The organism is Oerskovia gallyi (assembly GCF_014836745.1).
Lineage (GTDB): Bacteria > Actinomycetota > Actinomycetes > Actinomycetales > Cellulomonadaceae > Oerskovia > Oerskovia paurometabola.
In genome coordinates this window covers 76,322-100,747 of sequence record NZ_JACSQE010000013.1, presented here as the reverse complement: position 1 = coordinate 100,747, position 24,426 = coordinate 76,322, and the positions used below count along the sequence as shown (strand labels likewise).

The 24,426-nt window shown below is 73.1% G+C and carries 28 protein-coding genes; 9 read left to right on the top strand and 19 right to left on the bottom strand.

Annotated elements, in window-relative coordinates; all coding sequences use genetic code 11:
* Window positions 1-5: 5 nt before the first annotated feature.
* Entirely contained in the window at window positions 6-614 is a 609-nt protein-coding gene (locus H9640_RS15775; protein WP_191791725.1) for a TetR/AcrR family transcriptional regulator, read from the bottom strand.
* Between the two features lie 266 nt (window positions 615-880).
* On the opposite strand from H9640_RS15775, the gene H9640_RS15770 reads away from it, so the two are divergent.
* Entirely contained in the window at window positions 881-1,846 is a 966-nt protein-coding gene (locus H9640_RS15770) for a 1,4-dihydroxy-2-naphthoyl-CoA synthase (RefSeq protein WP_191791724.1), read from the top strand.
* 35 nt (window positions 1,847-1,881) lie between these two features.
* Here H9640_RS15770 and H9640_RS15765 read toward each other — a convergent pair whose 3' ends face one another.
* Window positions 1,882-2,136 (bottom strand): hypothetical protein, encoded by a 255-nt coding sequence (locus tag H9640_RS15765; protein WP_191791723.1) that lies wholly within the window; start codon window positions 2,134-2,136, stop codon window positions 1,882-1,884.
* Window positions 2,137-2,331: 195 nt separating this feature from the next.
* Between H9640_RS15765 and H9640_RS15760 the strand changes: the two genes are divergently transcribed.
* Window positions 2,332-2,994, top strand: coding sequence for an RBBP9/YdeN family alpha/beta hydrolase (locus tag H9640_RS15760; RefSeq protein WP_191791722.1), 663 nt, complete (start codon window positions 2,332-2,334; stop codon window positions 2,992-2,994).
* Here H9640_RS15760 and H9640_RS15755 read toward each other — a convergent pair.
* A complete protein-coding gene (locus H9640_RS15755; RefSeq protein WP_225227321.1) occupies window positions 2,987-4,051 on the bottom strand; it encodes a DUF3048 domain-containing protein in 1,065 nt (354 codons plus the stop codon). The two genes, H9640_RS15760 and H9640_RS15755, sit on opposite strands and share 8 nt — an antisense overlap.
* 67 nt (window positions 4,052-4,118) lie before the next feature.
* On the opposite strand from H9640_RS15755, the gene H9640_RS15750 reads away from it, so the two are divergent.
* Both H9640_RS15750 and H9640_RS15745 read left to right on the top strand, forming a co-directional pair.
* A complete protein-coding gene (locus H9640_RS15750) occupies window positions 4,119-5,336 on the top strand; it encodes an AMP-binding protein (protein ID WP_191791721.1) in 1,218 nt (405 codons plus the stop codon).
* Between the two features lie 10 nt (window positions 5,337-5,346).
* A complete protein-coding gene (locus H9640_RS15745) occupies window positions 5,347-6,216 on the top strand; it encodes a 1,4-dihydroxy-2-naphthoate polyprenyltransferase (protein WP_138825685.1) in 870 nt (289 codons plus the stop codon).
* Here H9640_RS15745 and H9640_RS15740 read toward each other — a convergent pair.
* On the bottom strand, window positions 6,213-6,554 hold the full coding sequence (locus H9640_RS15740; protein WP_225227339.1) for a DUF4229 domain-containing protein: 342 nt from the start codon (window positions 6,552-6,554) through the stop codon (window positions 6,213-6,215). The genes H9640_RS15745 and H9640_RS15740 overlap by 4 nt on opposite strands.
* Before the next feature lie 90 nt (window positions 6,555-6,644).
* Here H9640_RS15740 and H9640_RS15735 point away from each other — a divergent pair, with 90 nt between their 5' ends.
* The gene (locus H9640_RS15735) at window positions 6,645-7,130 is read left to right on the top strand and encodes a PLD nuclease N-terminal domain-containing protein (protein WP_191791719.1); all 486 of its coding nucleotides are present in this window, start codon (window positions 6,645-6,647) and stop codon (window positions 7,128-7,130) included.
* 67 nt (window positions 7,131-7,197) lie between these two features.
* Here the strand turns inward: H9640_RS15735 and H9640_RS15730 are convergent, their stop codons facing one another.
* From H9640_RS15730 to H9640_RS15700, 7 genes are all read right to left on the bottom strand, one after another.
* Window positions 7,198-8,508: an LCP family protein gene (locus H9640_RS15730; protein WP_191791718.1), complete on the bottom strand. Its 1,311-nt coding sequence runs from the start codon at window positions 8,506-8,508 to the stop codon at window positions 7,198-7,200.
* A 104-nt stretch (window positions 8,509-8,612) separates the two neighbouring features.
* Window positions 8,613-9,575, bottom strand: coding sequence for a c-type cytochrome biogenesis protein CcsB (gene ccsB / locus H9640_RS15725; RefSeq protein WP_191791717.1), 963 nt, complete (start codon window positions 9,573-9,575; stop codon window positions 8,613-8,615).
* Window positions 9,572-11,449, bottom strand: coding sequence for a cytochrome c biogenesis protein ResB (resB, locus tag H9640_RS15720; protein WP_191791716.1), 1,878 nt, complete (start codon window positions 11,447-11,449; stop codon window positions 9,572-9,574). The genes ccsB and resB overlap by 4 nt, the downstream gene beginning before the upstream one ends.
* On the bottom strand, window positions 11,449-12,270 hold the full coding sequence (locus H9640_RS15715; RefSeq protein WP_191791715.1) for a cytochrome c biogenesis CcdA family protein: 822 nt from the start codon (window positions 12,268-12,270) through the stop codon (window positions 11,449-11,451). The genes resB and H9640_RS15715 overlap by 1 nt, the downstream gene beginning before the upstream one ends.
* A gap of 3 nt (window positions 12,271-12,273) precedes the next feature.
* On the bottom strand, window positions 12,274-12,891 hold the full coding sequence (locus H9640_RS15710; protein WP_191791714.1) for a TlpA family protein disulfide reductase: 618 nt from the start codon (window positions 12,889-12,891) through the stop codon (window positions 12,274-12,276).
* Window positions 12,892-12,943: 52 nt separating this feature from the next.
* On the bottom strand, window positions 12,944-13,633 hold the full coding sequence (locus H9640_RS15705; RefSeq protein ID WP_138825696.1) for a histidine phosphatase family protein: 690 nt from the start codon (window positions 13,631-13,633) through the stop codon (window positions 12,944-12,946).
* A gap of 88 nt (window positions 13,634-13,721) precedes the next feature.
* On the bottom strand, window positions 13,722-14,231 hold the full coding sequence (locus H9640_RS15700; RefSeq protein WP_191791713.1) for a MarR family winged helix-turn-helix transcriptional regulator: 510 nt from the start codon (window positions 14,229-14,231) through the stop codon (window positions 13,722-13,724).
* 196 nt (window positions 14,232-14,427) lie between these two features.
* Between H9640_RS15700 and H9640_RS15695 the strand changes: the two genes are divergently transcribed.
* Window positions 14,428-14,979 carry a YceI family protein gene (locus tag H9640_RS15695; RefSeq protein WP_191791712.1) on the top strand — a complete coding sequence of 184 codons (552 nt, stop codon included), beginning with the start codon at window positions 14,428-14,430 and terminating at the stop codon, window positions 14,977-14,979.
* 101 nt (window positions 14,980-15,080) lie between these two features.
* On the opposite strand, the gene H9640_RS15690 is transcribed toward H9640_RS15695, so the two are convergent.
* Both H9640_RS15690 and H9640_RS15685 read right to left on the bottom strand, forming a co-directional pair.
* Complete coding sequence (locus H9640_RS15690; protein ID WP_191791711.1) at window positions 15,081-15,776, bottom strand: redox-sensing transcriptional repressor Rex; 696 nt, start codon at window positions 15,774-15,776, stop codon at window positions 15,081-15,083.
* 97 nt (window positions 15,777-15,873) lie between these two features.
* Window positions 15,874-16,209, bottom strand: a complete 336-nt coding sequence (locus H9640_RS15685) for a glutaredoxin family protein (RefSeq protein ID WP_318243801.1) — start codon at window positions 16,207-16,209, stop codon at window positions 15,874-15,876.
* A gap of 106 nt (window positions 16,210-16,315) precedes the next feature.
* Between H9640_RS15685 and H9640_RS15680 the strand changes: the two genes are divergently transcribed.
* Complete coding sequence (locus H9640_RS15680; protein ID WP_191791710.1) at window positions 16,316-17,125, top strand: HAD family hydrolase; 810 nt, start codon at window positions 16,316-16,318, stop codon at window positions 17,123-17,125.
* Window positions 17,126-17,242: 117 nt separating this feature from the next.
* Here the strand turns inward: H9640_RS15680 and H9640_RS15675 are convergent, their stop codons facing one another.
* The gene (locus H9640_RS15675; protein WP_003792170.1) at window positions 17,243-17,341 is read right to left on the bottom strand and encodes a 30S ribosomal protein bS22; all 99 of its coding nucleotides are present in this window, start codon (window positions 17,339-17,341) and stop codon (window positions 17,243-17,245) included.
* Window positions 17,342-17,532: 191 nt separating this feature from the next.
* On the bottom strand, window positions 17,533-18,729 hold the full coding sequence (locus H9640_RS15670) for an acetoin utilization protein AcuC (protein ID WP_307823978.1): 1,197 nt from the start codon (window positions 18,727-18,729) through the stop codon (window positions 17,533-17,535).
* A gap of 216 nt (window positions 18,730-18,945) precedes the next feature.
* Here H9640_RS15670 and H9640_RS15665 point away from each other — a divergent pair, with 216 nt between their 5' ends.
* Together H9640_RS15665 and H9640_RS15660 are read left to right on the top strand one after the other, a co-directional pair.
* A complete protein-coding gene (locus H9640_RS15665) occupies window positions 18,946-20,322 on the top strand; it encodes a TrkH family potassium uptake protein (protein ID WP_191791709.1) in 1,377 nt (458 codons plus the stop codon).
* Between the two features lie 99 nt (window positions 20,323-20,421).
* The gene (locus H9640_RS15660; RefSeq protein ID WP_191791708.1) at window positions 20,422-21,093 is read left to right on the top strand and encodes a potassium channel family protein; all 672 of its coding nucleotides are present in this window, start codon (window positions 20,422-20,424) and stop codon (window positions 21,091-21,093) included.
* A 48-nt stretch (window positions 21,094-21,141) separates the two neighbouring features.
* On the opposite strand, the gene H9640_RS15655 is transcribed toward H9640_RS15660, so the two are convergent.
* From H9640_RS15655 to H9640_RS15640, 4 genes are all read right to left on the bottom strand, one after another.
* The gene (locus tag H9640_RS15655; protein ID WP_191791707.1) at window positions 21,142-21,876 is read right to left on the bottom strand and encodes a hypothetical protein; all 735 of its coding nucleotides are present in this window, start codon (window positions 21,874-21,876) and stop codon (window positions 21,142-21,144) included.
* Between the two features lie 96 nt (window positions 21,877-21,972).
* Entirely contained in the window at window positions 21,973-22,692 is a 720-nt protein-coding gene (locus H9640_RS15650) for an ABC transporter permease (RefSeq protein WP_191791768.1), read from the bottom strand.
* A 101-nt stretch (window positions 22,693-22,793) separates the two neighbouring features.
* On the bottom strand, window positions 22,794-23,570 hold the full coding sequence (locus H9640_RS15645; protein WP_191791706.1) for an ABC transporter ATP-binding protein: 777 nt from the start codon (window positions 23,568-23,570) through the stop codon (window positions 22,794-22,796).
* A complete protein-coding gene (locus tag H9640_RS15640) occupies window positions 23,560-24,210 on the bottom strand; it encodes a TetR/AcrR family transcriptional regulator (protein ID WP_191791705.1) in 651 nt (216 codons plus the stop codon). Before H9640_RS15640 ends, H9640_RS15645 begins: the two co-directional genes overlap by 11 nt.
* Window positions 24,211-24,426: the final 216 nt, after the last annotated feature.

Sequence of the window (24,426 nt, the reverse complement as noted above, 5' to 3'; positions counted from 1 at the left end):
CCGCGTCAGGAGGTGCCGAGGAGCTCCGTGACGCAGTCGACCGCGAGGTCGCGGACGTTGCGCCCCTCGCACAGCGCGGTGACCGCGGCGCCGTCGACGACCGCGATCAGCAGGACCGCGGAGAAGCGCAGGCCGAGCTGGGCGAGCAGTGCGTCGACCACGACGTCGAGCTCTCCCCTGCCCTGCGCGAACGCCGAGGCGAGGACCGGGCTGCGCCCCGCGCTGACCACGTGCTCGTAGAAGCCCAGGAGCTCCCCGTGGTCCCCGGGCGGGAGCACGGCGTCGACGAGCAGGAGGGCCCGTGACCGCGTGCTGAGCGCGTCGACCCCGCCGTCGGTGACGGCGTCCGCGACCGCATGGCCGATCGCCTGCGCGCGCTCCGCCCAGTCCCGGACGATGCGCTGCCCCGCCGCCGCGAGGAGGTCGTCGAGACCCGAGAAGTAGTAGGTCGTCGCGGCGAGCGGGACGTCGGCCTGCGCGGCCACGGACCGGTGCGTCACGCTCGAGGGACCGTCACGCAGGATCAGCTCGGCCGCGGCCGACACGATGAGGTCGCGGCGCTGCGTGCCTCGGGCCTGCCTGCGGGGGACGTGCTTCTCGGACTCTGGCGCCATCAGTGACTTCCTCCGGGACGGTACGAGGCCGTCGATCCCGCCACGACGAGGACCAGCGACATGATCTTGAACACAGAAAGGGCTTCACCGAATTACACGACCGCACGCATTGCCGTCAAGACCTCCAAGGTCCCCACCCCCACACCGTAGGGCACGAGGACGGGCCACGACGCCCGGGTCCGGGCCCGCGCGGTCCCCGCCACGCGGTCCGGCGCCCGGTCCGGCGCGCCGCTCACCTACCGCCACGGGCGGCTAGGGTGACGGTCGTGAGCAGCATCCCCGCACAGGTGTCCGAGACGTTCGACCCCCAGGCATGGCGCACCGTCGCCGGCTTCGAGGGGCTCACCGACATCACCTACCACCGTGGTGTCGAACGCGGCACGCGCGACGGCGTGGCGCACGAGCGCGACCTGCCCGTCGTCCGTGTCGCCTTCCACCGGCCCGAGGTCCGCAACGCGTTCCGTCCCCACACCGTGGACGAGCTCTACCGGGTGCTCGACCACGCGCGCATGACGTCCGACGTCGGCACCGTCCTCCTCACGGGCAACGGCCCCTCGGCCAAGGACGGCGGCTGGGCGTTCTGCTCGGGCGGCGACCAACGCATCCGTGGCCGTGACGGGTACCGGTACACGACGAGCGAGGACGCCCAGACGGCCGACGCGATCGACCCTGCCAAGGCGGGGCGGTTGCACATCCTCGAGGTGCAACGCCTCATCCGGACCATGCCCAAGGTCGTGATCGCGGTCGTCAACGGCTGGGCCGCGGGCGGCGGGCACTCGCTGCACGTGGTCGCGGACCTGTCGATCGCGAGCCGCGAGCACGCCCGCTTCAAGCAGACCGACGCCAACGTGGGTTCGTTCGACGCGGGCTACGGCTCGGCGCTCTTCGCCCGGCAGGTGGGCCAGAAGCGCGCGCGCGAGGTGTTCTTCCTCGCCCGCGAGTACTCGGCCCAGGACGCGTACGAGTGGGGCGCGGTCAACGAGGTCGCGGACCACGCGGACCTCGAACCGCTCGCGCTCGAGTACGCGCGGATCATCGCGACCAAGTCTCCGCAGGCGATCCGCATGCTCAAGTTCGCGTTCAACCTCGCGGACGACGGTCTTGCGGGTCAGCAGGTCTTCGCCGGCGAGGCCACCCGACTGGCGTACATGACCGACGAGGCGGTCGAGGGACGTGACGCGTTCCTCGAGCGCCGGGACCCGCAGTGGGACGAGTTCCCGTACTACTTCTGACGGGCCAGGTCCCGACGGGTCGGCTGGCGGACCGGTCAGGAACCGGCGGCGAAGCCGCTGAGCATCTCGACGATCCCGCGCCCCGCGAAGGCCACCGCGACGGCCAGGCCGAACAGCAGGACGATCGAGACGACGACCGGCCCGATCGACGCGGCCGGGCGTGCGCCGGTCTCGTCGTCGTCCGGCTCCTCGGCGCGCAGGGCAGGGCGGGTGGGGGCGATCGAGGGCGGGAACGGGGTGACCGTGGGCGCGGGCTCGAACGGGCTCTGGGTGGGGTTCATCGTTGCCATGCCTCTACGTTCCCGCGGACCCCGCGGTCGCCGCATCGGCCCAGCGTCTCGACCTCACCGGTGCGCCGTCAGCCTCAGGGGTGAGCGCGTCCTCCCCCGTGGGGATGAGGGGTGGGCGGGGCTTCGGGCGCCTCTCACGGCGCGACCCGTGGCGACCGCCCGCACGCCCCTCGCGCGGGGCGATACGGTTCCGGCATGACCGTTCTCGACGACGCCGCGGCGTCCGACCGCTCCGCCGCACAGTCCCTCGACACGCTCCCACCGGTGACCAGGGTCGTGGTGGTGCACGGTCTGGGCGCCACGGCCGACAACCACTGGTTCGGGGCGGTCCGCGACCGCTACGCGGCCCAGGGCCTCGAGGTCGTCGTCCCCGACCTGCCGCACTCGCAGGCGCCCGACCTCGACGTGTGGCTCGTGACCCTCGCCGGAGTGATCGGCCCCCTCGACGAGGGGACCGTGCTCGTGGGGCACAGCCTGGGCTGCGTCACCATCCTCCAGCACCTCGGAGCCCGGCAGGACGACTGGCGGCTCGGTGGGCTCGCCCTGGTCGCCGGGTTCGTCGACGAGGTCCCGGGGATCCCCGAGGTCGACCGTTTCGTCGAGCGTCCGCTCGACCCGGCCGGCATCGCGGCCCGCACCGCACGGCGGCACGTCGTGGTCGCCGACGACGACCCGGTCGTCCCCCGGGGCCACACCGAGGCCCTCGCGCGGGTCCTCGACGCCGAGCTCACGGTCGTCGAGGGCGGCGGGCACTTCGTCGCAGGGGGAGGGTTCGACCGGCTGCTGGCCCTCGAGGACGTCCTGGACGCCTGGGTGTCTCGCCCCGGCCGGGACGAGCGCCTGACGACGGTCAGCTGACCGCGTAGCTCCCGGACCCGCGCGGGACGAGCTCGACCCAGGTCGTGCCCTGCTCAAGGAGGACGGGGGCGCCGTCGGGCCCCGTGAGGACCAGTGGCGCCTCGACCGCGTCCTTGGACCACGTCACCGCGACCTGCTTGCCGCCGCTCGCCACGAGCCCCTCCCCCGTGCCGACGAGCTTGGTCTCCGGCACGGGAGTTCCCGCCGGGTCCACGAACGTGGTGTTGACCATCTCGACGCTCAGCACGACCACGTTCGCCGCAGCGAGGCGCGCCCCCTCGGACGAGACCGCGGGGGTCGTGCCCTCGCTCCGCAGGAAGGCGTTCTCCGCGGTCCCCCACTGCCACTGCGCCCGGCTCGAGTGGGTCAGCTTGACGTCGAGGAGCGCGAAGGGCGCCCCGGCCACCGTGGCCGTACCCTGCCCCGGGGTCCGCGTGTGCCGGAACTGCTCGGGCGGGGCCGTGCGGTCCCCTTCTGCCTGCGAGAAGAAGTCGGCCATGGTGCCGTACAGGTTGTGCGGGGCTCTCTTGCCCTTCTTGAGGAAGAAGCCGCCGTCGCCCTCGTCGTGGACGATCGACTGCAGGCCCGCCTCACCGACCGCCGCGACGAAGGGCGGCTGCCCACCGCTGTAGACGAGGACGCCCGCGGTCGGGCCGAAGATCGACGGGTCCATGGGTCGCACGGACCGGATGGGACCGACGGTCTCCGGGACCTGGGAGTGGAAGACCGCGACGAACCGGGTGATCCCGCCCTCGACCACCTCCTCCCAGACCATGTCGGCCTGGTCCAGCCCGGTCTGGGGGCGGGCCGCAGGAAGGTTCTCGATCTTCACCGCCACCGCCGGGCGTGCGTCCACGGTCTCCGTGGCGACTCCCGTGAGCGGCCACACGACGGGCACGACGGGCGCGGGCGGAGAGGCCTTGGCCGCGTCGACAGCGGACGGGACGACCTTCGTCGTGGCGTCCGTCGGCGCGCCCCCGCCACAGGCGGAGAGCACCAGCAGACCTGCCACCACCGTCGTGGCCCATCCGACCCGCGACATCCTCACCTTGTCCATCCGTACCCTCACGCTCGTCGATCCCGCTAGTTCCCCGTCACCCTACGGCTCGATCTACGCTGGAGGGATGCCACGCGCCGAGGGAACCGCACCTGCTGACGTCGCCGACCTGCGGGCCGCGGTGGCCGACGCCCTCGCCGGGCGCGGACCGGCCGTCGCACCCTCCCCGCTCGCGTTCTCGGGCCCCCTCCCGGCGGGGACGGCGCTCGTGCTGCAGACCTCTGGCTCGACCGGGCTGCCCCGCGAGGTCGCGCTCGGCGCGGACGCGCTGGTCGCCTCCGCGCGCTCGACGCACCAGCGCCTCGGTGGGGACGGGCAGTGGCTCCTGACCCTGCCCCCCACGCACGTGGCCGGGCTCCAGGTCGTCCTGCGGTCGGTCGTCGCCGGGACGCGGCTCGTCGCCGCCGACCTCGACGCCCCGTTCACCGCCGCGGGCTTCGCCGCCGCCGCGGCCCGCATGGACGCAGGCCGTCGGTACGTGTCGCTCGTCCCGACCCAGCTCCACCGCCTCCTGCACCCGGGACCGGGGAGCGAGCCCGCGCTCGCCGCGCTGCGCTCGTTCGACGCGATCCTCCTCGGCGGCGCCGCGGCGTCGCCCGTGCTCCTCGCGCGAGCGCGCGAGGCGGGCGCCACGGTCGTCACCACCTACGGCATGACCGAGACGAGCGGCGGCTGCGTGTACGACGGCGTCGCGCTCGAGGGCGTCCGGGTGCGGGTCGTGGACGGGGCGTCCGGGCACGAGCTCGGGCCCGACACCGCGGGCGTCGTCGAGATCTCGGGACCCGTGCTCGCCACGGGGTACCTGGGCGACGAGGCGCTCACGGCCGCGACCTTCCGCACCGACCCCGACGGGACACGGTGGCTGCGCACGAGCGACCTGGGCGCTCTCGCCCCGGACGGCGTCCTGACGGTGCTCGGGCGGGCGGACGACGTGATCGTCACGGGTGGGGTCAACGTGGCGCCGGCAGCGGTCGAGGCCGTGCTCGCCGCGGCGCTCGCAGGCACCGACGGGCTGGGCGAGGTCAGCGTCGTCGGCGTCCCGGACGCCGAGTGGGGGCAGCGCGTCGTCGCCGTGGTCGAGACGACGACCGGCGAGCGACGCTCCCCGTCGGCGGACGGGGAGCTGCTGGCCCGGGCGCGCCACGCGGTCGCGACTACGCTGGGACCGCCCGCCGCCCCACGCGACCTGCTCGTCGTGTCGGCCCTGCCCCGCCGGGGGCCGGGCAAGATCGACCGGACGGCCGTGACCGAGCTCGCCGTCCGCACCGCACCACGCACCCACTGAACGGAGCACCATGGCCACCTCTGCCGAATGGGTCGCAGGCGCCCGCCTGCGGACCCTCCCCGCGGCGGCCGCACCCGTCCTCGTCGGCTCGGGCGCTGCCGCCCAGGTCGACTCCTTCGCGTTCTGGCCCGCGCTCCTGGCGCTGGGCGTCGCGCTCGCGCTCCAGGTCGGCGTGAACTACGCGAACGACTACTCGGACGGGGTCCGTGGGACGGACGTCGACCGCGTCGGGCCCATGCGGCTCACGGCCTCGGGGGCGGCCCTCGCGTCCCAGGTGCGCAACGCCGCGTTCGCGTGCTTCGGGGTCGCCGCCGTGCTGGGACTGGGTCTCGTCGCCCTCACGGGGCACTGGTGGCTCCTGGCCGTCGGGGCGCTCGCGATCGTCGCGGCGTGGTTCTACACGGGCGGCAAGAACCCGTACGGGTACCGGGGCCTCGGGGAGGTCGGCGTGTTCGTGTTCTTCGGGCTCGTGGCGGTCCTCGGCACCACGTACACGCAGGCCGACCGCGTGACGTGGGTCGCGGGGGTCGGGGCCGTGGCCGTGGGCCTCCTCGCGTGCGCGCTGCTGATGATCAACAACGTGCGCGACATCCCCACGGACGTGCTCGCGGGCAAGCGCACCGTCGCGGTGCGCCTCGGCGACTTCCGGGCCCGGCGCGCGTACGTCGCCATGATCTGGGTCCCGCTCCTGCTGGGCGTGGTGTGCGCGTTCGCCGCGCCGTGGTCGCTGCTCGTGCTGCTCCTGCTGCTGCCCGCGGTGCTGCTGACCCTGCCCGTGGTCGCCGGGGCGCGTGGCCCGCTCCTCGTCCCCGTCCTCGCGGGCACGGGGATGTTCGAGCTCGGGTACGGGGTGCTGCTGGGCCTGGGGCTCGCGCTCTAGGCGTCCGTGGCCGGGGTGCGCCCCGGTCGGTCCGCGGGCGCCTCGGCCGGGGTGGCCGAGGCCGTGGACCCGGCGGACTCGACGGCAGCGTCCTCGAACGCCGCGTCGTCCTCGATCTCCCGCGAGAACTTCTCGCCCGTTACCCTGCGCCGCGCGGCGCGGTCGGCGAGGTACTGGGCGGCACGCTCGCGCGGGCCGCGCAGCGCGAGGTAGGAGACCAGGAACGCCAGGACGGCCGCGATGACCGCGCACACGACCCAGTGACCCAGGTTCAGGGCGTACAGGACGACGAAGAGGACCGCGAAGATCGCCAGGCGCAGCGCGGAGTAGATGACCATAGGCACCCGTCCAGGGTAGGTGCCTTACCTGGGTGCGCCGAACCGTGCCCTCCCGTGCCTCCGGGTTGCCAGGACGCATAGGCTGGGGTCATGTCCCGCGTCCTGCTGACCCTGCTCGCCGTAGGCCTCGCGGTCTACGCCCTCTCCGACTGTGCCACGAGCGACGAGAACGACCGGAGCGGGATCCCCAAGGGCCTGTGGATCGTGATGATCATCTTCCTGCCCTTCGTCGGGCCGCTCGCCTGGATCCTCGTCTCGCGCACGCAGCGCGCCCGGCACGCGACCGCGGGCGGCTCGCCTGCGCCGGGCCGGGCCCGTCCTGGGGCACGTCGACGCCCGGCGGCCCCGGTAGCCCCGGACGACGACCCGGACTTCCTGTGGAAGCTCGAGCAGCAGCGCCGCCGCGAGGCACGCGGCGAGGGCACGGACCCCGGCCCGACGGCGGGCCCCACCCCGGGAGGCCCCTCTGGTTCCCCCCGCGGGACCTCGGACGACGACGGCCCGCGCGACACCTCGCCCGGCGAGACGGACGGGGCACCCGGCACGCCGTCGTCGGGCAGCGGCGACCCCGCCTAGACCACGTCTCGCAGGCCTCCTGGCAGCGGCGACCTGCGCCGCGCCTGCCGACGGGCGCCGTGCACGCTCAGCACGCGGCCTGGGCGTCGGCCGAGGTGATCGCCTCACCAGGCTTGCGGTCGGCCAGCGGGTCGACCGGCGCCGCCGGCTCGGGGGTCGTCGGGGCCGGCGGGACCGGGTCGGCTCCGTTCGGCGTGCTGGGCTCCTGGGGCGTCGTGGGCGTGGGTGCCACGGGTTCGGCCTCCGGCTCGGGGACGACCGGCTGGTCCGCCGCGAGCCTCGCCCAGACGTCGGCGGCGGCCGGCGTCAGGATCACGCGGTTGACGTTGCTCGGCTGGGGACCCGACGGGATCGTCAGGAACGTCACGGCGTCGGGCCGCACCGACCTCAGCGAGAACGCGAGGCCCTTGAGGTCGACTCCCCCGCTGATCGACAGCGAGCTGGTCGCGGCGTCCAGGAACTGGAGCAGGTTCGGCAGGTCCGTGAGGACGTTCTGCGACAGGACGGACCTCGTCATCGCCGCGAGCAACGCCTGCTGCCGGCCCATCCGATAGGTGTCGGACCCGTCGCTCAGGCCGTGCCGGGCGCGAGCGAGCGCGAGCGCCTGGGCTCCGGTCAGGGTCTGCGTCCCCGCGCTGAGGTGAAGGTTCGACTCCTTGTCGTCCATGTCCTCGGGGATGCACATCGGCACCCCGTCGAGGGCGTCGACCATGGTCTGGAAGCCAGCGAAGTCCACGACCAGGAAGCCGTCCGTCCGCACGCCCGACATCTTCTCGACGGTCATCTGCGTGCACGTCGCCGCCGACGCGAGGTCCTTGCCCCCGACCCAGCCCCGGGAGAACGCCTCGTTGAACGTCGCCTGGGACGACGCCCGCGTCGTCCCACCTCCCGTGACCGTGCACGACGGGATGGCGATCCGCAGGTCGCGCGGGACCGAGACGAGCTCGACGCGCGAGCGGTCGGCCGAGACGTGCAGGAGCATCGTGGTGTCCGAGCGCATGCCGTCCTCGGCTCCGCCGATCGCTGCGTTCGCCCCGGACCGGTCGTCCGACCCGATCAGCACGAGGTTGACGGGCAGCCCCGCGAGCGGGTCCTCGGGGTCGGGCACCGGGGCCGGTGGGCGGTCGGCCTCCGGGGCGACGAGCCCCTTGTTGTCGACCTGGTCGACGTTCCCCAACGTCTTGACGAGCACCGCGGTCGCCCCCGAGACCCCGAACGCGAGGACCGCCGTCGTGACGAGGCCGACGACCCTCAGGACGCGATGCTCACGCCGCGACCGGACGTGGCGCTCCCCCTGCCCGCCGCCTGCCGGCATGTCGCCGCCGCCCGTCTCGTGGTCCGTGCCGGACGCCTTGCGTCCCCCTCGTGCTTGTCTCACGAGGGGTCACGCTAGCGGTTCCGCGGTCCCGGCCGGGGGACGTCGCACCGGGAACCTGTCGACGTGCGGTGAAGGTCGGGTGCGGACCGCCCAGGAGGTGCCGCTCACTCCTGCGTCGTGATGCCCGAGTACGAGTGCTTGCCGTTGAAGATCAGGTTGACGCCCGTGAAGTTGAAGAGCACGCACGCGTAGCCGACGAGCACGAAGTACGCCGCGCGACGCCCCGACCAGCCGCGCGTGGTCCGGGCGTGCAGGTAGGCCGCGTACACGACCCACACGACGAAGCTCCAGACCTCCTTGGGGTCCCAGCCCCAGTAGCGGCCCCAGGCGTGCTCGGCCCAGATCGCTCCGCCGATGATCGTGAAGGTCCACAGCACGAAAGCGACCGCGTTGAGGCGGAAGCTCAGGGCTTCGAGCTGCGCGGGCCGGGGCGTCGTGTCGAGCCACCGCCAGGCCGGGTGCCCCAGGAAGCCGTTGCCGTTCTCGCGGGAGTCGCGCAGGAGCTGGATCGAGGACATGACGAACGCGACCGTGAAGATGCCCGTGGCGATGATCGCGACCCCCACGTGGATCACGAGCCAGTAGGACTGGAGTGCGGGCTGCACGCCCGTGGCGTCGAGGAAGAACGAGTTCTGCGCGACCACGAGGAACAGCACCGCGAGCCCCGTGACGAACGCCCCGAGGAACCGCACGTCGCGGCGCAGGCTCACGCCGAGGAAGACCGCCATCGCGACGAACGCGCCGACGAGCGTGAACTCGTACATGTTGGCCCAGGGCGCACGGCCCGCCGCGATGCCCCGGGTCACGATCGCGGCGAGCAGCAGGGCGGTGCCCAGCCAGCCCGTCGAGATGCCGATGCCGGCGGCCTTGCGCGAGACCGGCTTGGCGGGGGTGGCGAGGGCCACGGCGACCGAGGCGTCCCCCTCGGCGGCGGTGGTATCGACCTCCGCCGGGAGCGGCTCCTTGGCGCCCAGCCTGGACAGGTCGATCGCGAACGCGACGAACGCGACCGTGAGGGCGGTCGCGGCCGCCCACACCAGGTCGGAGCTCAGGTCGGCAACGGTCATCGGTCAGCCTTTCGTGGTCGGTCGGTGCGAGCCTGACCGGTCGAGCGGGGGGAGGACGGGGTGCGTGGCGCAGCGGGGCGCTCGGCGGGTGGGTCGGTCGTGGGCGGGGCGCCGGGCAGCGACTCCACCACGCGGTCGACCTCGCCCTGGAGGCCCGCGTCGTCACCGCGGGCGAGGCCCGCGACACTCACGACGGTACGCCGTGCGGACGACGCGCCGTCGGGCGTCTCCTCGCTCCACACGCGCAGCCAGACGCGACGGCGCGGCGTGAAGAGCGAGACGGCGAGCCCTCCGAGCGCACCGAGCGCGAAGACGAGGATCCAGACGAGCGCGGGGTCGTGGCGCAGGTCGAGCGCGACGTAGCGCGGGACCTCGCCCTCGGCGAGCGTGATGGTGCCCAGTCCGTCGGGCAGCTCGACGGTCTCGCCCGGGGCGACGAGCACCCTCACGCGTTCCCCCTCGGCGTCGACCGAGGGCGTGAGCGTGTCCGTGTTGAGGCGGTACACGTTCTGCGGCAGGCCTTCGTCGAGACCCAGGTCGCCCCGGTAGACCTCGAGCACCAGCAGGGGGTTGATCGGTTGCGGGAAGGTAGAGCGCGCGCCGACCTCGTCGACCTCGGCCGTGGGCAGGAAGTACCCGACCAGCCCGATCTGGTCGAGACCGGCCGAGGTGTCCGGGACCTTCACGACACCGCGCGAGGTGTACATGGTGTCCTCGGGCAGGAAGGGCACGCGGCCGGCGAACGCGACCTGGCCCTCGGCGTCGTGGATCGTGATCTCGGGCGCGTAGCCGTTGCCCTGGAGGTAGATCTTGGCGCCGCCGGCCACGATGGGGTGGTTGACCTTGATCTGCTCCTGCTGGGACGTGCCGTCGGGGTCGCGCACCGTGACGTGGGCCGTGAAGTCGCGCGACTGCGCGAACGCCACGGCGTCCATCGCGAACTGCGCGTCGAACGAGTCGAGCGTCATCGAGAACGGGACGAGCGAGGACGGGCTGAACAGCGAGCCGTTCTCGAACGTGTCGTAGTCGACGACCGCGTTCGCGAACCCGCGCCCCTCGGTGATGATCGCCTGGCCGCGGAAGTGCAGGAGCTGGCCCGTGGCGACGGCCACGAGCAGCCCGAGGAGCGACAGGTGGAAGACGAGGTTCCCGGTCTCGCGCAGGTAGCCGCGCTCTGCGGCCACGGTCCGCCGCTCGGGCAGCCCCCGGGCCGGGTCGGCGGGCTCGGTCCCGACGTCGACGCGGAACGTCGGCAGCCAGCGCAGCCGACCACGCAGGTGCTTGACCGCCGCGTCCACGACCTCGTCGGGCGTCGCGGTGCTGGTCGTCTCGGCCTTGGCCGGGAAGCGGTCGAACCTGCGGGGGGTGCGGGGTGGGCGGTTGCGCACGGCCTGGAGGTGCGCCTTGGTGCGCGGCAGGATGCAGCCCACGAGCGAGACGAACAGCAGGATGTAGATCGCGGAGAACCACACCGACGCGTAGACGTCGAAGAACCCGAGCCGGTCGAGCCACTCGCCGGTGCCGGGGTTGTCCTGGAGGTAGGTGAGGACGGCGGCCGGGTCCTGGGGGCGCTGCGGCAGCACCGAGCCGGGGACGGCGGCGACGGCGAGCAGCATGAGCAGCATGAGCGCGACGCGCATGCTGGTCACCTGGCGCCACGTCCAGCGCAGCGTGCCGCGCAGGCCGAGCGCGGGGAGCTGCGGGGCAGGTCCGCCGGAGGCGTCGGTGCCGGTGGGCGTCGCGCGCCCCTTCCGGCCCGACGGCGCCGCTCCCGTCGGCGGGGTCGTCTCGCCGTCGGTCCGGCCCGCGTCGGGCTCGGGGTGGCTGAACGCGTCGTCGATGCCCTCGGGGCGGTACAGGTCCTTGTCGCTCATCAGATCACCGTCTCGAAGCCGGTGATGAGCCCGCTGAGGCGCGCGGTCCAGGTGCCCCAGACGCCCGTCACGAGGGCCAGGCCGATGAGGATGAGCATGCCGCCGCCGATGCGCATGATCGCGACGCGGTGGCGACGGAGGAACGCCACGGCCTTCTTGGAGCGCTCGAGCCCGATCCCGATGAGCAGGAATGGGATGCCCAGGCCCAGGCTGTAGGCGATCCCGAGGATCGCCCCCCGTCCCACGGTGGCCTCGTCGAGCGAGAGCGCCACGACGGCCGTGAGGGTCGGGCCGATGCAGGGCGCCCAGCCGAGCCCGAACACGATGCCGAGCAGCGGGGCGCCCCAGAGTCCGGCGGTGGGGCTCAGGTGCAGGCGGCGGTCGCGCTGGAGGAACGGCATGGCGCCCATGAACGCGAAGCCCATGAGGATCACGACGACCCCGAGGACGCGCGTGATGACGCCCTCCCACTCCTTGACGTGGACCCCGATGGCGCCCGCGGCGACCATGAGCAGCACGAACACGAGCGTGAAGCCCGCGACGAACAGCCCCACGCCGGTCACGACGCGCCATCGCCCGGTGGTCCGGGCCGTCTTCAGGGCGGTGCCTCCGCCACCCGCACGGGTGCCGGTCCCGGCGTTGGCCGCCGCGAGCCCGCTCACGTACCCGACGTAGCCGGGGACGAGCGGCAGGACGCACGGAGACGCGAACGACACGAGCCCCGCGAGGATCGCGACGGGCACGGCCAGGAGCATCGAGCCGCTGAACGCGGTCGTGGCGAACGTGCTGCCGACGTCGCCGGCGAACGAGAGGGGACCCATGCGTCAGACGCTCTCGGCGAGGAGGTCGTCGACGATGGCTCCGAGCGTCGAGCCCTCGGCGCGGCCGATGACGCGCGCGGCGACCCGGCCCTCGCGATCGAGCACGACCGTCGTCGGGACGGCCTGCAGCGGGACCGAGCCCTCGAGCGTCGCGATGGCCTCGCCGCGCGTGTCCTCGATCGAGGGGTACGGCACCTCGAACGTGCGCTCGAACGCGAGCGCCGCACCGGCGTCGTCGGTGCTGTTGATGCCGAGCAGGTGCACGCCCTCGGGGCCGCGGTCGTTCGCGAGCGCGACCAGGTCCGGCGCCTCGGCCCGGCAGGGCGCGCACGCGGCGTACCAGGTGTTGATGACGACCACGTCGCCCAACCACTGCGAGGTGTCGACCGCGCCGCCCTCGAAGTCCGTGCCGGTCAGGACCACGGGCTCGTCGCGGTCGGAGACCTCCCAGGTCTTGACCGAGCCGTCGCCCGAGACGTAGCCCTGGCCCACGACGTCGTCGGGGCTCGTGGCCCCCGACTCCTGGGAGCAGGCGGACAGGACCAGGCCGAGCGAGACGAGCGCGACGATCCCGGAGGTCGCGCGGGCGCGACCTGGCCGGGCACGGAAGGGGCGGATCATGGCAGCACTGTCTCCCACCTGCCTGGGCACAACCTGAGAAGCGGCTGGTGCGTCACGCGCCCGAGACCTTCGCAGCCCCGGGCAGCAGGTCCGCGACCGGCTCGGTGTAGTGGATGCCGACGAGACGGTCGCCGTCGAAGCGCAGCGACGTGAGCGACGCGAGCGAGCACTGGCGGTTGCGCGGGTCGTGCCACAGGCGCTTGCCCTCGAAGGCCAGGCGGGAGATCCAGATGGGGAGCTGGTGGCTCACGAGCACGACCTCGCGCCCCTCGGCCTGGGCGCGGGCGTCGTGGATCGCGGCGTGCATGCGCGCGACCTGCTGCTTGTACGGCTCGCCCCACGACGGACGCATCGGGTTCCACAGGTAGGGCCAGTGGCCGGGGTGGCGCAGCGAGCCGTCGCCGACGCCGAACTTCATCCCCTCGAAGTGGTTGCCTGCCTCGATGAGGCGCTCGTCCGTCCCGAGCGGCAGCCCGAAGGCCTCGGCGACGGGCGTCGCGGTCTCCTGCGCCCGCTGGAGCGGGGAGGCGATGACCAGGGCGACGTCGAAGGGTTCGGGCGTGACGTCGTCGGGCAGCGCGGGCGCACCCTCGGCGGGCTTGCCCGACAGGTGCCCCGCGACGCGACGCGCCATGGTGTGCCCGAGCTCCGAGAGGTGGTACCCGGGGATTCGACCGTAGAGGATGCCGTCCGGGTTGAAGACTTCACCGTGACGCATGAGGTGGACCGTGGTTGCGACCATGGGGACCAGTGTCCCAAAGTTCTGCCCGCACGGTGCACGCAGGCGGCGTGCTCCCGGACACAGCGCCCGCGCGCCCGAGCCCGTGCGCCTAGCGCGGCTCGGGCTCCTCCGCGAGGCGGCAGGCCTCGGCGATCGCCGCCATGGCCTCGCCGAGGTTGCGGAGCTGCTCGGGGGTCAGGACGTCGACCATGAAGCGGCGCACCGCACGGACGTGCCCCGGCGCCGAGGCGACGAGCTCGGCGTACCCCGCGTCGGTCATGACGCAGTTCACCCCGCGACGGTCGGTCTCGCTCGCGGAGCGGCGGACGAGGCCGCGCTGCTCCATGCGGTGCACGGTGTGCGTGACGCGGGACCGGGACCGGGCGAGCCCGTCGGCCAGTGCGGACATGCGCATGGTGTGGTCGCCGGCCTCCGAGAGCCGTACGAGCAGCTCGTACTCGCCGAGCGTGAGGGCCGAGTGCTCCTCGTGGTCCCTGCCGAGAGCTTCGACGAACCGCGCCGTGCCGTCGAGGTACTGGCGCCACGAGTGCTGCTGTCCCTCGTCGAGCCAGGGTGCGTCGTGCGGCGCGTCCGCGCGCCTGTCCTGCTGAACCGTCATCTCCGCCTTCATCCGCCACGCCCCCACCGTCCGAACAACCGTCCCAGTCTCCCATCCGAGAACTGGTCCGCCCACCAGGGAATAGAGGGGTGGGGGCTTGCGTTGATGCGTTCGTATGAAGTTGAATCTTCAACTAATGGCGCGTCGGACGGCGCGCCTGACGCATACGCACCACGACTTCCACAGGAGAGCACCCATGGCCACGACCCTTCCCGCCGGACTGACCGCAGGCACCTACGCCATCGACCCCTCGCACTCGCAGGCGACCTTCACGGTCCGCCACGCAGGCATCTCCAAGGTCCGCGGCTCGCTCGCGATCGCCGAGGGCACGCTGAACATCGGCGACGACGTCGAGTCGTCCAACGTCGTCGCGGCGATCGACGCCAAGTCCGTCAACACCGGCGACGCAGGGCGCGACGGCCACCTCCAGTCGGCCGACTTCTGGGACGCCGAGAAGAACCCCACCTGGAACTTCGTCTCGACCGCCGTCGAGGCCGACGACGACGACTTCGTCATCGCGGGCGACCTGACGATCAACGGCGTGACCAAGCCGGTCAAGCTCGAGACCGAGTTCACGGGCACCGCAGTCGACGCCTACGGCAACTCGCGCGCCGGGTTCGAGGCCGAGACCGAGATCTCCCGCAAGGAGTTCGGCCTGACCTGGAACGTGGCCCTCGAGGCCGGTGGCGTGCTCGTCGGCGACAAGATCAAGATCGCGCTCGACCTCTCGGCGATCAAGCAGGCCTGAGCCTCTCGCCCCCGACCGGCCCCCGCGTCCTGACGCGGCCCGGTGTGCCAGGAGCCGGCGACCCGTGACGGGTCGCCGGCTCCTGCGCTGTCCGGACGCCCCTAGGCGCCCTCGCTCTCGGCCCCTCGGCCCTCCTCGCCCCGGCCCCGGTTCGCGAGCGCCCTGGCCTGCGCGTGGAACGCCAGGATCTGCAGCTCGCTCCCGACGTCGACCGACCGCACGATCACGTCCTCGGGAAGCTGGAGCGCGCGCGGTGCGAAGTTCAGGATCTCCCGCACCCCCGCGGCGACGACCCTCTCCGCGACGTCCTGCGCCACGTGCGCCGGGGTCGCCAGGACGACGATCGTCACGTTCTCGCGGGCGAAGACCTCCTCGAGCGCGTCGACGTGCTCGATCACGAGCCCCGCGGCCTCGGTGCCGACGACGTGCGGCGAGGCGTCCAGCAACGCCGCGACCTCGAACCCTCGCGTGCCGTAGCCCGAGTAGTTCGCGAGGGCGTGCCCCAGGGAGCCGATGCCGACGATCGCGATCCGGTGCTCGTCCTCGACCCCCAGCGCGGACGTGATGTACGTCGCGAGCGAGTCGACGACGTATCCCACCCCGCGGGTGCCGTACGACCCCAGGAAGGACAGGTCCTTGCGCAGCTGCGCGGACCCGACGCCCGCGAGCTCCGCGAGCTCGGTCGACGAGGTCGTCTCGACGCCGCGCCCCTCGAGGTCGCGCAGCGCGCGCAGGTACGCGGGGAGGCGCGCCACGGTCGCGCCAGGAATGCCGGTATCACCCAGGGTCTCTGCCACCCGAACCACCCATGCTTCGTCATGTCGTCGTCATCGTTGACGATCTCGCTGTCCTGCTGTCTCGGATCATCCCAGGCTCGGCGCCCGCGGCGGAACGTCAGCCAGTGGCGCGCCCCCGCGAGAGCGCCCGGGCGAGCCTCGCTCGGTCGACCTGCCAGAACCCCTGCTGGACGCCGTCCACGGTCACGACCGGGACGTAGTCACCGTACTGTGCCGCGAGCGCGCCCGACGGGTCGGAGTCCACGTCGACCTCGGTCCAGCCCACCCCCTGGTCCGCGCACACGGAGCCCACCACCTCGCGGGCCTCCTCGCACAGGTGGCACCCGACGCGGCCGTAGAGCACGACGCGCACGGGCGCGCTCACGACCTGGTCTGCGTCACGTCCGGCGGCGGTCTCAGGAACCTGTCCTGCGGCGGGATCTGCGGGGCTCACGACCTCAGCCTACGCATCTCGGACACCCCCTTCCGCCGACCCCCCGGCGGCCGTGCCCGGTGAACGCCGTCGGCGAGGGTCTGCGAGCGCCGATAGAGTGGACGCCATGCCGACGTCTGCTCCTGGGTCCACCCATCCCACGGCAGCCTTCTTCGACGTCGACAACACGATCATCCGCGGCGCCAGCTCGTTCCACCTCGCCCGCGCGCTGTACCAGCGAGGCTTCTTCTCCACGCCGGACCTCGTGACGTTCGCCCTCCACCAGGCCCGCTACCTCCTCCTCGGCGAGAACAAGCGCCAGATCGACCAGGTGCGCAGCCGGGCCCTGGACCTCGTCGCGGGCCGCTCGGTCGCGGAGGTCGTCGCGATCGGCGAGGAGGTCTACGACCAGGTCCTGTCGCTGCGCATCTTCCCCGGCACCCAGAAGCTCCTCGACGAGCACATCGCGGCCGGCCACCAGGTGTGGCTCGTGTCCGCGACCCCGCTCGAGATCGGGCAGCTCATCGCCCGCCGCCTCGGCGCCACCGGGGCCCTCGGTACGGTCGCCGAGCACGAGGAGGGCCTCTACACGGGTCGCCTCGTGGGCGACATGATGCACGGACGGGCCAAGGCGGCAGGTGTGCGCGAGCTCGCCGAGCTCCACGGGATCGACCTGGCGTCGTCGTACGCCTACGGGGACTCGCTCAACGACGTGACCATGATGCAGTCCGTGGGGCACCCGTGCGCCATCAACCCGGACACGCGCCTGCGCCGTCACGCCAAGGACGTGGGCTGGCCCATCCGCGAGTTCCGCGGCAGGCGCCGTCGGGTCGCGGGGCGGGGGCTCAAGACCGCGAGCTGGGCCGGGGCCGCGTGGGTCCTCGGGCTCGTGCTGCGCTCCATCCGGCGCTCGATCAAGGGCCGCGCAGGACTCTGACCGGCCCTGGCGCCCGGCCCGGGCGCGCACGGCGGGATCGGTCCAGGCATGCGAAGAGCCCGGACCCCTGCGGGGACCGGGCTCTCGCGACAGCATGCGCGTGACCGCGCAGAGCTGCTACTTCTTGTTGCGACGCTGGTGGCGCGTCTTGCGAAGCAGCTTGCGGTGCTTCTTCTTGGCCATACGCTTGCGGCGCTTCTTGATGACGGAGCCCATGGGTCCTCACAATGCTGGATCGGTGTGCGATCGGGATCGCCCCGATCATGGTGGTCCACGGCTGATCGGGAACCGACCAACACGAGAAAAAGTCCGTCTCCTAGACTACCTGCTCCCGGCGGGTGGCCCGAAATCGACGCCGGGTGACGTCGTCGGGCCGCACGGTCCGGCGCTTGCCGTAGGCGCTCGGGTCAGTCGAAGTGTGCGTCCAGCCCCAGCAGCGGGAAGACCGCCTTGCGGGTCGCGACCACGGCGCGGTCCACCTCGTCCTCGGGGTCGTACCCCTTGCCCCACGCGCTGAACTCGACGTCGCCGTCGCCCATGAACGCGGGGGTCTCACGGTGCGCGACCGCACTGATGTGGTCCCGCCACGCCCCCGGTACGGGCGTCGAGGGGGCCACGGGCGCGTGCACGACCTCGGCCACGACGTTCGACCACGCGTACGGGACGACCGACGTGACCGAGTAGCCCCCGCCGCCCAGGGCGACCCAGCGCCCCCCGGCGAGCTCGTGCGCGAGCTCGTGGATCCAGTGCACGGCGGCACGCTGCGCGTCGACGCTCACGTCGAGGTCGCTCAGCGGGTCGTGACCGTGCGCGTCGCACCCGTGCTGGGACACGAGGACCTGCGGCTCGAAGGCCCGCAGGACGGCCGGGACCACGGCGTCGACGGCCCGCAGCCAGCGCGAGCCGTCGGTGCGGCGCGGCAGGGCCACGTTGACGGCCGTCCCCGCGGCCCGGGGGCCGCCCGTGTCGGTGGCGTGCCCCGTGCCGGGGAACAGCGTCGCGCCGCTCTGGTGCACCGAGACGGTCAGGACCCGCGGGTCGTCCCAGAACGCCTGCTCGACCCCGTCGCCGTGGTGCGCGTCGAGGTCGACGTACGCGACGCGCTCGGCCCCGTCGTCGAGCAACCGGCGGACCGCGGCCGCGGCGTCGTTGTAGATGCAGAAGCCCGACGCCGCCCCGCGCTGGGCGTGGTGCATGCCGCCGGCGATGTTGACGGCGTGCAGCGCCCGCCCCGACCACACGGCCCCGGCGGCCTCGTACGAGCCGGACAGGATGCGGGCCGCGGCCTCGTGCATGCCCGCGAAGACGGGGTCGTCCTCGGTACCCAGCCCCAGGGCCGGGTTCTCGACGCCGTGCTCCGAGGCCTCGTGGACCGCGGCGACGTAGGCCGGGTCGTGGACCAGGGCGAGCACCTCGTCGGACGCGGGCGACGTGCCGACGACCTCCACGCCCGGCGCGTCGAGCAGGCCCAGCGCGCGCACGAGGCGCATCGTCAGGTCGAGCCGCGTCGGGGACATGGGGTGCCCGTGCCCGAAGTCGTAGCCCAGGAGGTCCGGGCTCCACACGACCTGCGCGGCGAACGGCACGGCGCCTGGCTCGTTCACGTGCGCTCCTCGGTCCGGTGGTCGGTGGCGGGCAGGGAACACGGTATCCCCCGCACGGCCCGACGGCGCCCCGCGGTTCAGCCGGTGGGCACCGGCCGTCCTGTGGCAGAGTTGGGCGACACATCGGCACGCACGGCGACCGGTTCGGTCCCGCAGGGGCCCCGGCACCACCCGTCCACCCGGACGAGGACGCACGGACAGGGAGACGGAGGACCGATGGCCCAGGGCGTCTCCGGGCGTTTCTTCGCAGGTCGCGAGCTGGTCGACCGCCTCGCCCGACACTCCCCTGCCCGCCTCGCGGTGACGGTCTTCGCGGCCGTGATCTCCCTCTTCACGCTGCTCCTCATGGCGCCGTGGGCCACGACGTCCGGGAGATCGGCGCCGTTCATCGACGCGCTGTTCACGGCGACGTCGGCCGTGTGCGTCACGGGCCTCGTGGTCGTCCCGACCGGGACGTACTGGTCCACCTACGGGCAGGTCGTGATCCTCGTGGGGATCAAGATCGGCGGCCTGGGCGTCATGACGCTCGCCTCGATCCTCGGCATGGCCGTCTCGCGACGCATCGGCCTCACGCAGAAGCTGCTCACCGCCTCGGAGACCAAGACGACGCGGCTCGGCGAGGTCGGCTCGCTCGTCCGGGTCGTCATCATCACGTCGACCACCATCGAGCTGACCATCGCGCTCCTGCTCCTGCCGCGCTTCATCGTGCTCGAGGAGACGTTCGGGGAGGCGGCCTGGCACGGGTTGTTCTACGGGATCTCGGCGTTCAACAACGCGGGCTTCATCCCGACGGCCGAGGGCCTGACGCCCTACGTGGGCGACTGGATGCTGCTCATGCCGATCATCGTCGGCGTCTTCATCGGGTCGCTCGGCTTCCCCGTCATCCTCAACATCATGCGCAACCGCAGGCGCGCCTCGCGGTGGAGCCTGCACACCAAGCTGACGCTGACGACGAGCGCGGTCCTGGTCGTCGTGGCCGTGGTCCTGTTCGCGGCGTTCGAGTGGACCAACGAGAAGACCCTGGGGCCGCTGAGCCTCAACGAGAAGGTCCTCGCCTCGCTCTTCGCCGGGGTCATGCCGCGGTCGGCGGGCTTCTCGACGATCGACATCAACGGCATGCACGAGTCGAGCTGGCTCATCACCGACGCGCTCATGTTCGTCGGTGGCGGCAGCGCGTCGACCGCAGGCGGCATCAAGGTCACGACGCTCGCTGTCATGCTGCTCGCGATCGTCTCGGAAGCCCGCGGGGACCGCGACCTGGAGGCCTTCGGACGTCGCGTCCCGCGCGAGACCCTGCGGCTCGCGGTCGCCGTGTCGTTCATCGGCGCCACGGCCGTGCTCGTCGCGAGCCTCCTGCTCCTGGAGATCACGGGCTGGACGCTCGACGTGATCCTCTTCGAGACCATCTCCGCGTTCGCGACCGTGGGCCTGTCGACGGGCGTGACCGCCGACCTGCCGACGGCCGGCAAGTACGTGCTCGTCGTGTTGATGTTCATCGGCCGTACCGGGACCATGACACTGGCGGCAGCGCTCGCGCTGCGCGACCGGCGCCGCGTCATCCGCTATCCCGAGGAACGCCCCATCATCGGCTGACCGGCCCGGGCCGGCCGCCGCACAGGTCGCTCAGAACCCCTCAGAGACCCCAGTACCTACCCCAGCCTCCAGTACCCCTCTCGACGAAAGGCCCCCAAGGTGCCCGACAAGAAGGCCCCCGAGAAGAACGCGGGCGTGCTCGTGATCGGCCTCGGCCGGTTCGGGTCCGCGATCGCGGCGACGCTCGACCGGCTCGGGCAGGACGTGCTCGCGGTCGAGCGCTCCCCCGAGCTCATCGCGCAGTGGTCGGGCCAGATCCCCCTCGTCGAGGCCGACGCCTCGAACCCGACCGCCCTCGAGCAGCTCGGCGCGCGCGACTTCCCCGTCGCGGTGGTCGGCGTGGGCACGTCGCTCGAGGCGAGCGTGCTCATCACGGGCAACCTCGTGGACCTCGGGACCCCGCAGATCTGGGCCAAGGCCATCTCGGCCGAGCACGGGCGCATCCTGCAGCGCATCGGCGCGCACCACGTCGTCTTCCCGGAGGCCGACGCGGGCAGTCGGGTCGCACACCTGGTCTCGGGCAAGCTGCTCGACTACATCGAGGTCGAGGACGGTTTCACGATCGTCAAGATGCGCCCCCCGAAGGAGACGCAGGGCTTCACGATCGAGCAGACGAAGGTCCGCGAACGGTACGGCGTGACGATCATCGGCGTGAAGTCCCCGGGGCAGGACTTCGTGTACGCCGAGCCCAGCACGCGCATCTCGGCGAACGACCTGCTCATCGTCTCGGGGCACGCCGAGCTGCTGGAACGGTTCGCGGCCCGCCCCTGAGGGCCCGCCGAGGTGGCTCGCGCAGGCGCCCGGGCCCGACGGCGTCGCTCAGGTCGTGCGCGCGCGTCGCCGGCGTCGGGCTCCCGTGAGCGCGACGACGCCCGCGACGACGAGTGCTCCCGCAGCGGCGAGCGCCCCCACGACGGCCGCCCCGGTGAACGCCAGGCCTGCTGCGTCGTCCGCCTCGAGGTGCACCTTCCCGACAGCGACCGGCTCGGCGTCGAGCGGGCCGGTCGCCGCCAGGCCTCCGTCGTCGGCGCCGCCCACCACGGGTCCCGCCCCGGTGCCCGGCTCTGCGCCGCCCGCGCTCCCGCCGGGCTCGGCAGGCGCCCCGATCTCGAAGGGCGCCGTGTCGAGGTAGCCCCCGGTCCCGGGGTCGGTCACGCGCACGAAGTGCGTCCCTGGCTGCACCGAGCCGGGCAGGAGGGCCGAGAGCCCGAACGTGCCGTCGGCGAGGGAGATCGCGGTGGCGAGCCGGACGGGTGCCGCGTAGGCGGAGTGGAGGTGGACGTCGTAGGGCGTGAGCGGGACCAGCCCCGAGCCGCGGACGCCCAGCGCGCCGCCTGGCACCGCGCCCTGCGCGTCGGCCTCGACCTGCGACTGGCTGGTGACCCCTGAGACGTCGACCTGGAGGCCGACGCCCTGCGGGTCGCGGTCACCGGTGAGCGACCCCGCGCTCGCCGCAGCGGGTCCGGTGCCGAGCAGCAGGCCGCCGAGCAGCAGCGAGGCCGCTGCCGCACCGCCGAGCGGGCGGGAGCCTGCCCGTGGGTCCACGATTCGCACGTACGTACTCCTTTGTCGCTTTCCGCCCCCGAGCGCGCTGATCCTCCCACGGGGGTCGGCCCCGTCGGAAGGTGGGAGCGGGTGAGAAGTCGTCTGCTAGACCGTGCGGCGCCGCAAGGTCAGGGTCCCCAGCACGATCGCTCCGACGATGAACGCGACGATGACGGCGACGGCGCCGCTCACGTCCGCGAAGGTCCCGCCGGCTGCGACGTCCTGCAGCGCCGAGACGCCGTACGTCAGGGGCAGCACGCGGCTGATCGCCTCGAGCACCGCGGGCATCTCGTCGCGGGGCATGAGCAGCCCGCACGTGATGAGCTGCGGGAACAGGATCACGGGCATGAGCTGGACCGCCTGGAACTCCGAGCGCGCCAGCGCCGAGGCCGCGAGCCCGAGGCACGAGCCCAGGATCGCGTCGAGCACCGCGACGAGCACGACGACCCACACCGGTCCGGACACCTCCATGCCGCAGACCCACACGGCGAACGCCACGACGACGAGGGCCTGCACGGTCGCGAGCAGCGCGAACGCCAGGGCGTACCCGCCCACGAAGTCGCCCTTGCCGATCGGCATGGTCATGAGGCGCTCGAGCGTCCCGGACTGACGCTCGCGCAGCGTCGTGACGCTCGTGACGAGGAACATGATGATCATGGGGAACAGGCCCACGAGGATCGGGCCGAACTGGTCGAGCACGGGCGTGCCGTCGAACATCCAGGCGATGAGACCCAGCAGCACGCACGGCAGCACGACGAGCAGGGCGATGGTCCGCGGGTCGTGGCGGACCTGGCGCAGGACCCTGCCTGCGGTCGCGAGGGTCAGGCGCGGGCTGGCCGCACGCGGGGCCCGCCGGTCGGGCGCGGCTCCCTGGTGGGTCGACGTGCCCGTCGAGAGGGTGGCCGAGCCGCGTGCGTCGGGCGTGCTCACGACGACTCCCCTCCGAGGTGGCGCGGACTCCTGGCGGGCGCGGCGCCGTCGGGCACGGACGTGTCCTCGACGAGGCGCAGGAACGCGTGCTCGACGTCGTGGGCACCCGTGCGCTCCAGGAGCCCGGGGAGGGTGTCGTCCGCGAGCAGGCGACCGTCGCGCAGCAGCAGGAGCCGGTCGCACCGGGTCGCCTCGTCCATGACGTGCGACGACACGAGCAACGACGTCCCGGCGTCGCGCAGCCGGGCGAACAGGTCCCACAGGTCACGGCGCAGGACGGGGTCGAGACCGACGGTCGGCTCGTCGAGCACGAGCAGCCGCGGCTCGCCCAGGAGCGCGGCCGCGAGCGAGACGCGCGAGCGCTCGCCGCCCGACAGCGTGCCGACCCGGCGGCGAGCGTGCCGTGCGAGGTCCACCGCGTCGATCACGCGAGAGACGTCGCGGGGACCCACCCCGAGGATCGACGCGAAGTAGCGCAGGTTCTCGGTCACGCTGAGGTCGGCGTAGACGCTGGGCGACTGGGTCACGTAGCCGACCTGGTGGCGCAGCGTGGGGTGCCCCGCGGGCCGCCCGAGCACGTGCACGGTCCCGGCCGTGACCACCTGGACACCGACGAGCGTGCGCAGGAGCGTGGTCTTGCCGCTGCCGCTGGGCCCGAGGAGCCCGACGACCTGCCGCTCGGGCACCGTGAGGTCGAGCGCGTGCAGCACCGTGGTCCCGCCGCGGTCGACGCGCAGCCCCTGGACGCTGATGACGGGCCCGTTATTCCCCATGTGAGGAATTGTGCTCCTCGTGCGGACCCGGCACAAGACCCTCGTCCGCACCCTCGAGGAAGCGCTGGAGCGTCGGAGCGATCGAGAGCGCGAGCTCGTCCGCCGGCATCGACGCCACGGGCTCGAGGCGCAGCAGGTGACGCGCGACCAGCACCCCGAGCACCTGGCTCGCCACGAGGCTCACGCGCCGGGCCGCGACGGCCCGCGGCAGGAGGGCCGCGACCTGGTCGAACACCGTCCGCTGGAGGTAGCGCGGCAGCTCCTGGACGTGCTCGTCCGCCGACAGCATCCCGGACAGCACGAGCCGCAGCTGGACCTGGCCGTCCGGGGCGTCCCACACCGCGAGGACCGTGCGGGCCAGCCGCTCCCCCAGCCCGTCCAGCCCGCCCTGCGCGAACCGGCCCGCGAGCGCCTGCGGGTCCGCTCCTGCGGGGACGAGCGAGGCCGCGAACAGCTCGCCCTTGCCGTCGAAGTAGTGCCGGACGAGACCGGGATCCACCCCGGCCGCCCGGGCCACGCCGCGCATGCTGACCGCGTCGAAGCCCTTGGCGGCGAACTCCTCGCGCGCCGCGGCCACGATCGCCGCCCGGGTGTCCTCCCCCGCGGGTCGACGCCCCCGCCTCACCGCACCAGCGCTCATGCCCCGATTGTGCCCGACGGCGCGGCACGCCCGCGCTCCCGGGTGCGCCGCCCTGGGCGGCGACGCGAGTCGCGACGACTCTCGCGGAATCACGATCAACCCGTGTCGTCGAGCACCCGGGGGACGGCGACGCCCGGTCCGCTCCCGGCGCTCCGTCGCGCGGCCGGGGCGGACCGTGGGGCGAGGCAGGACTCCTCGCCCCACGGCTGCCGTCGG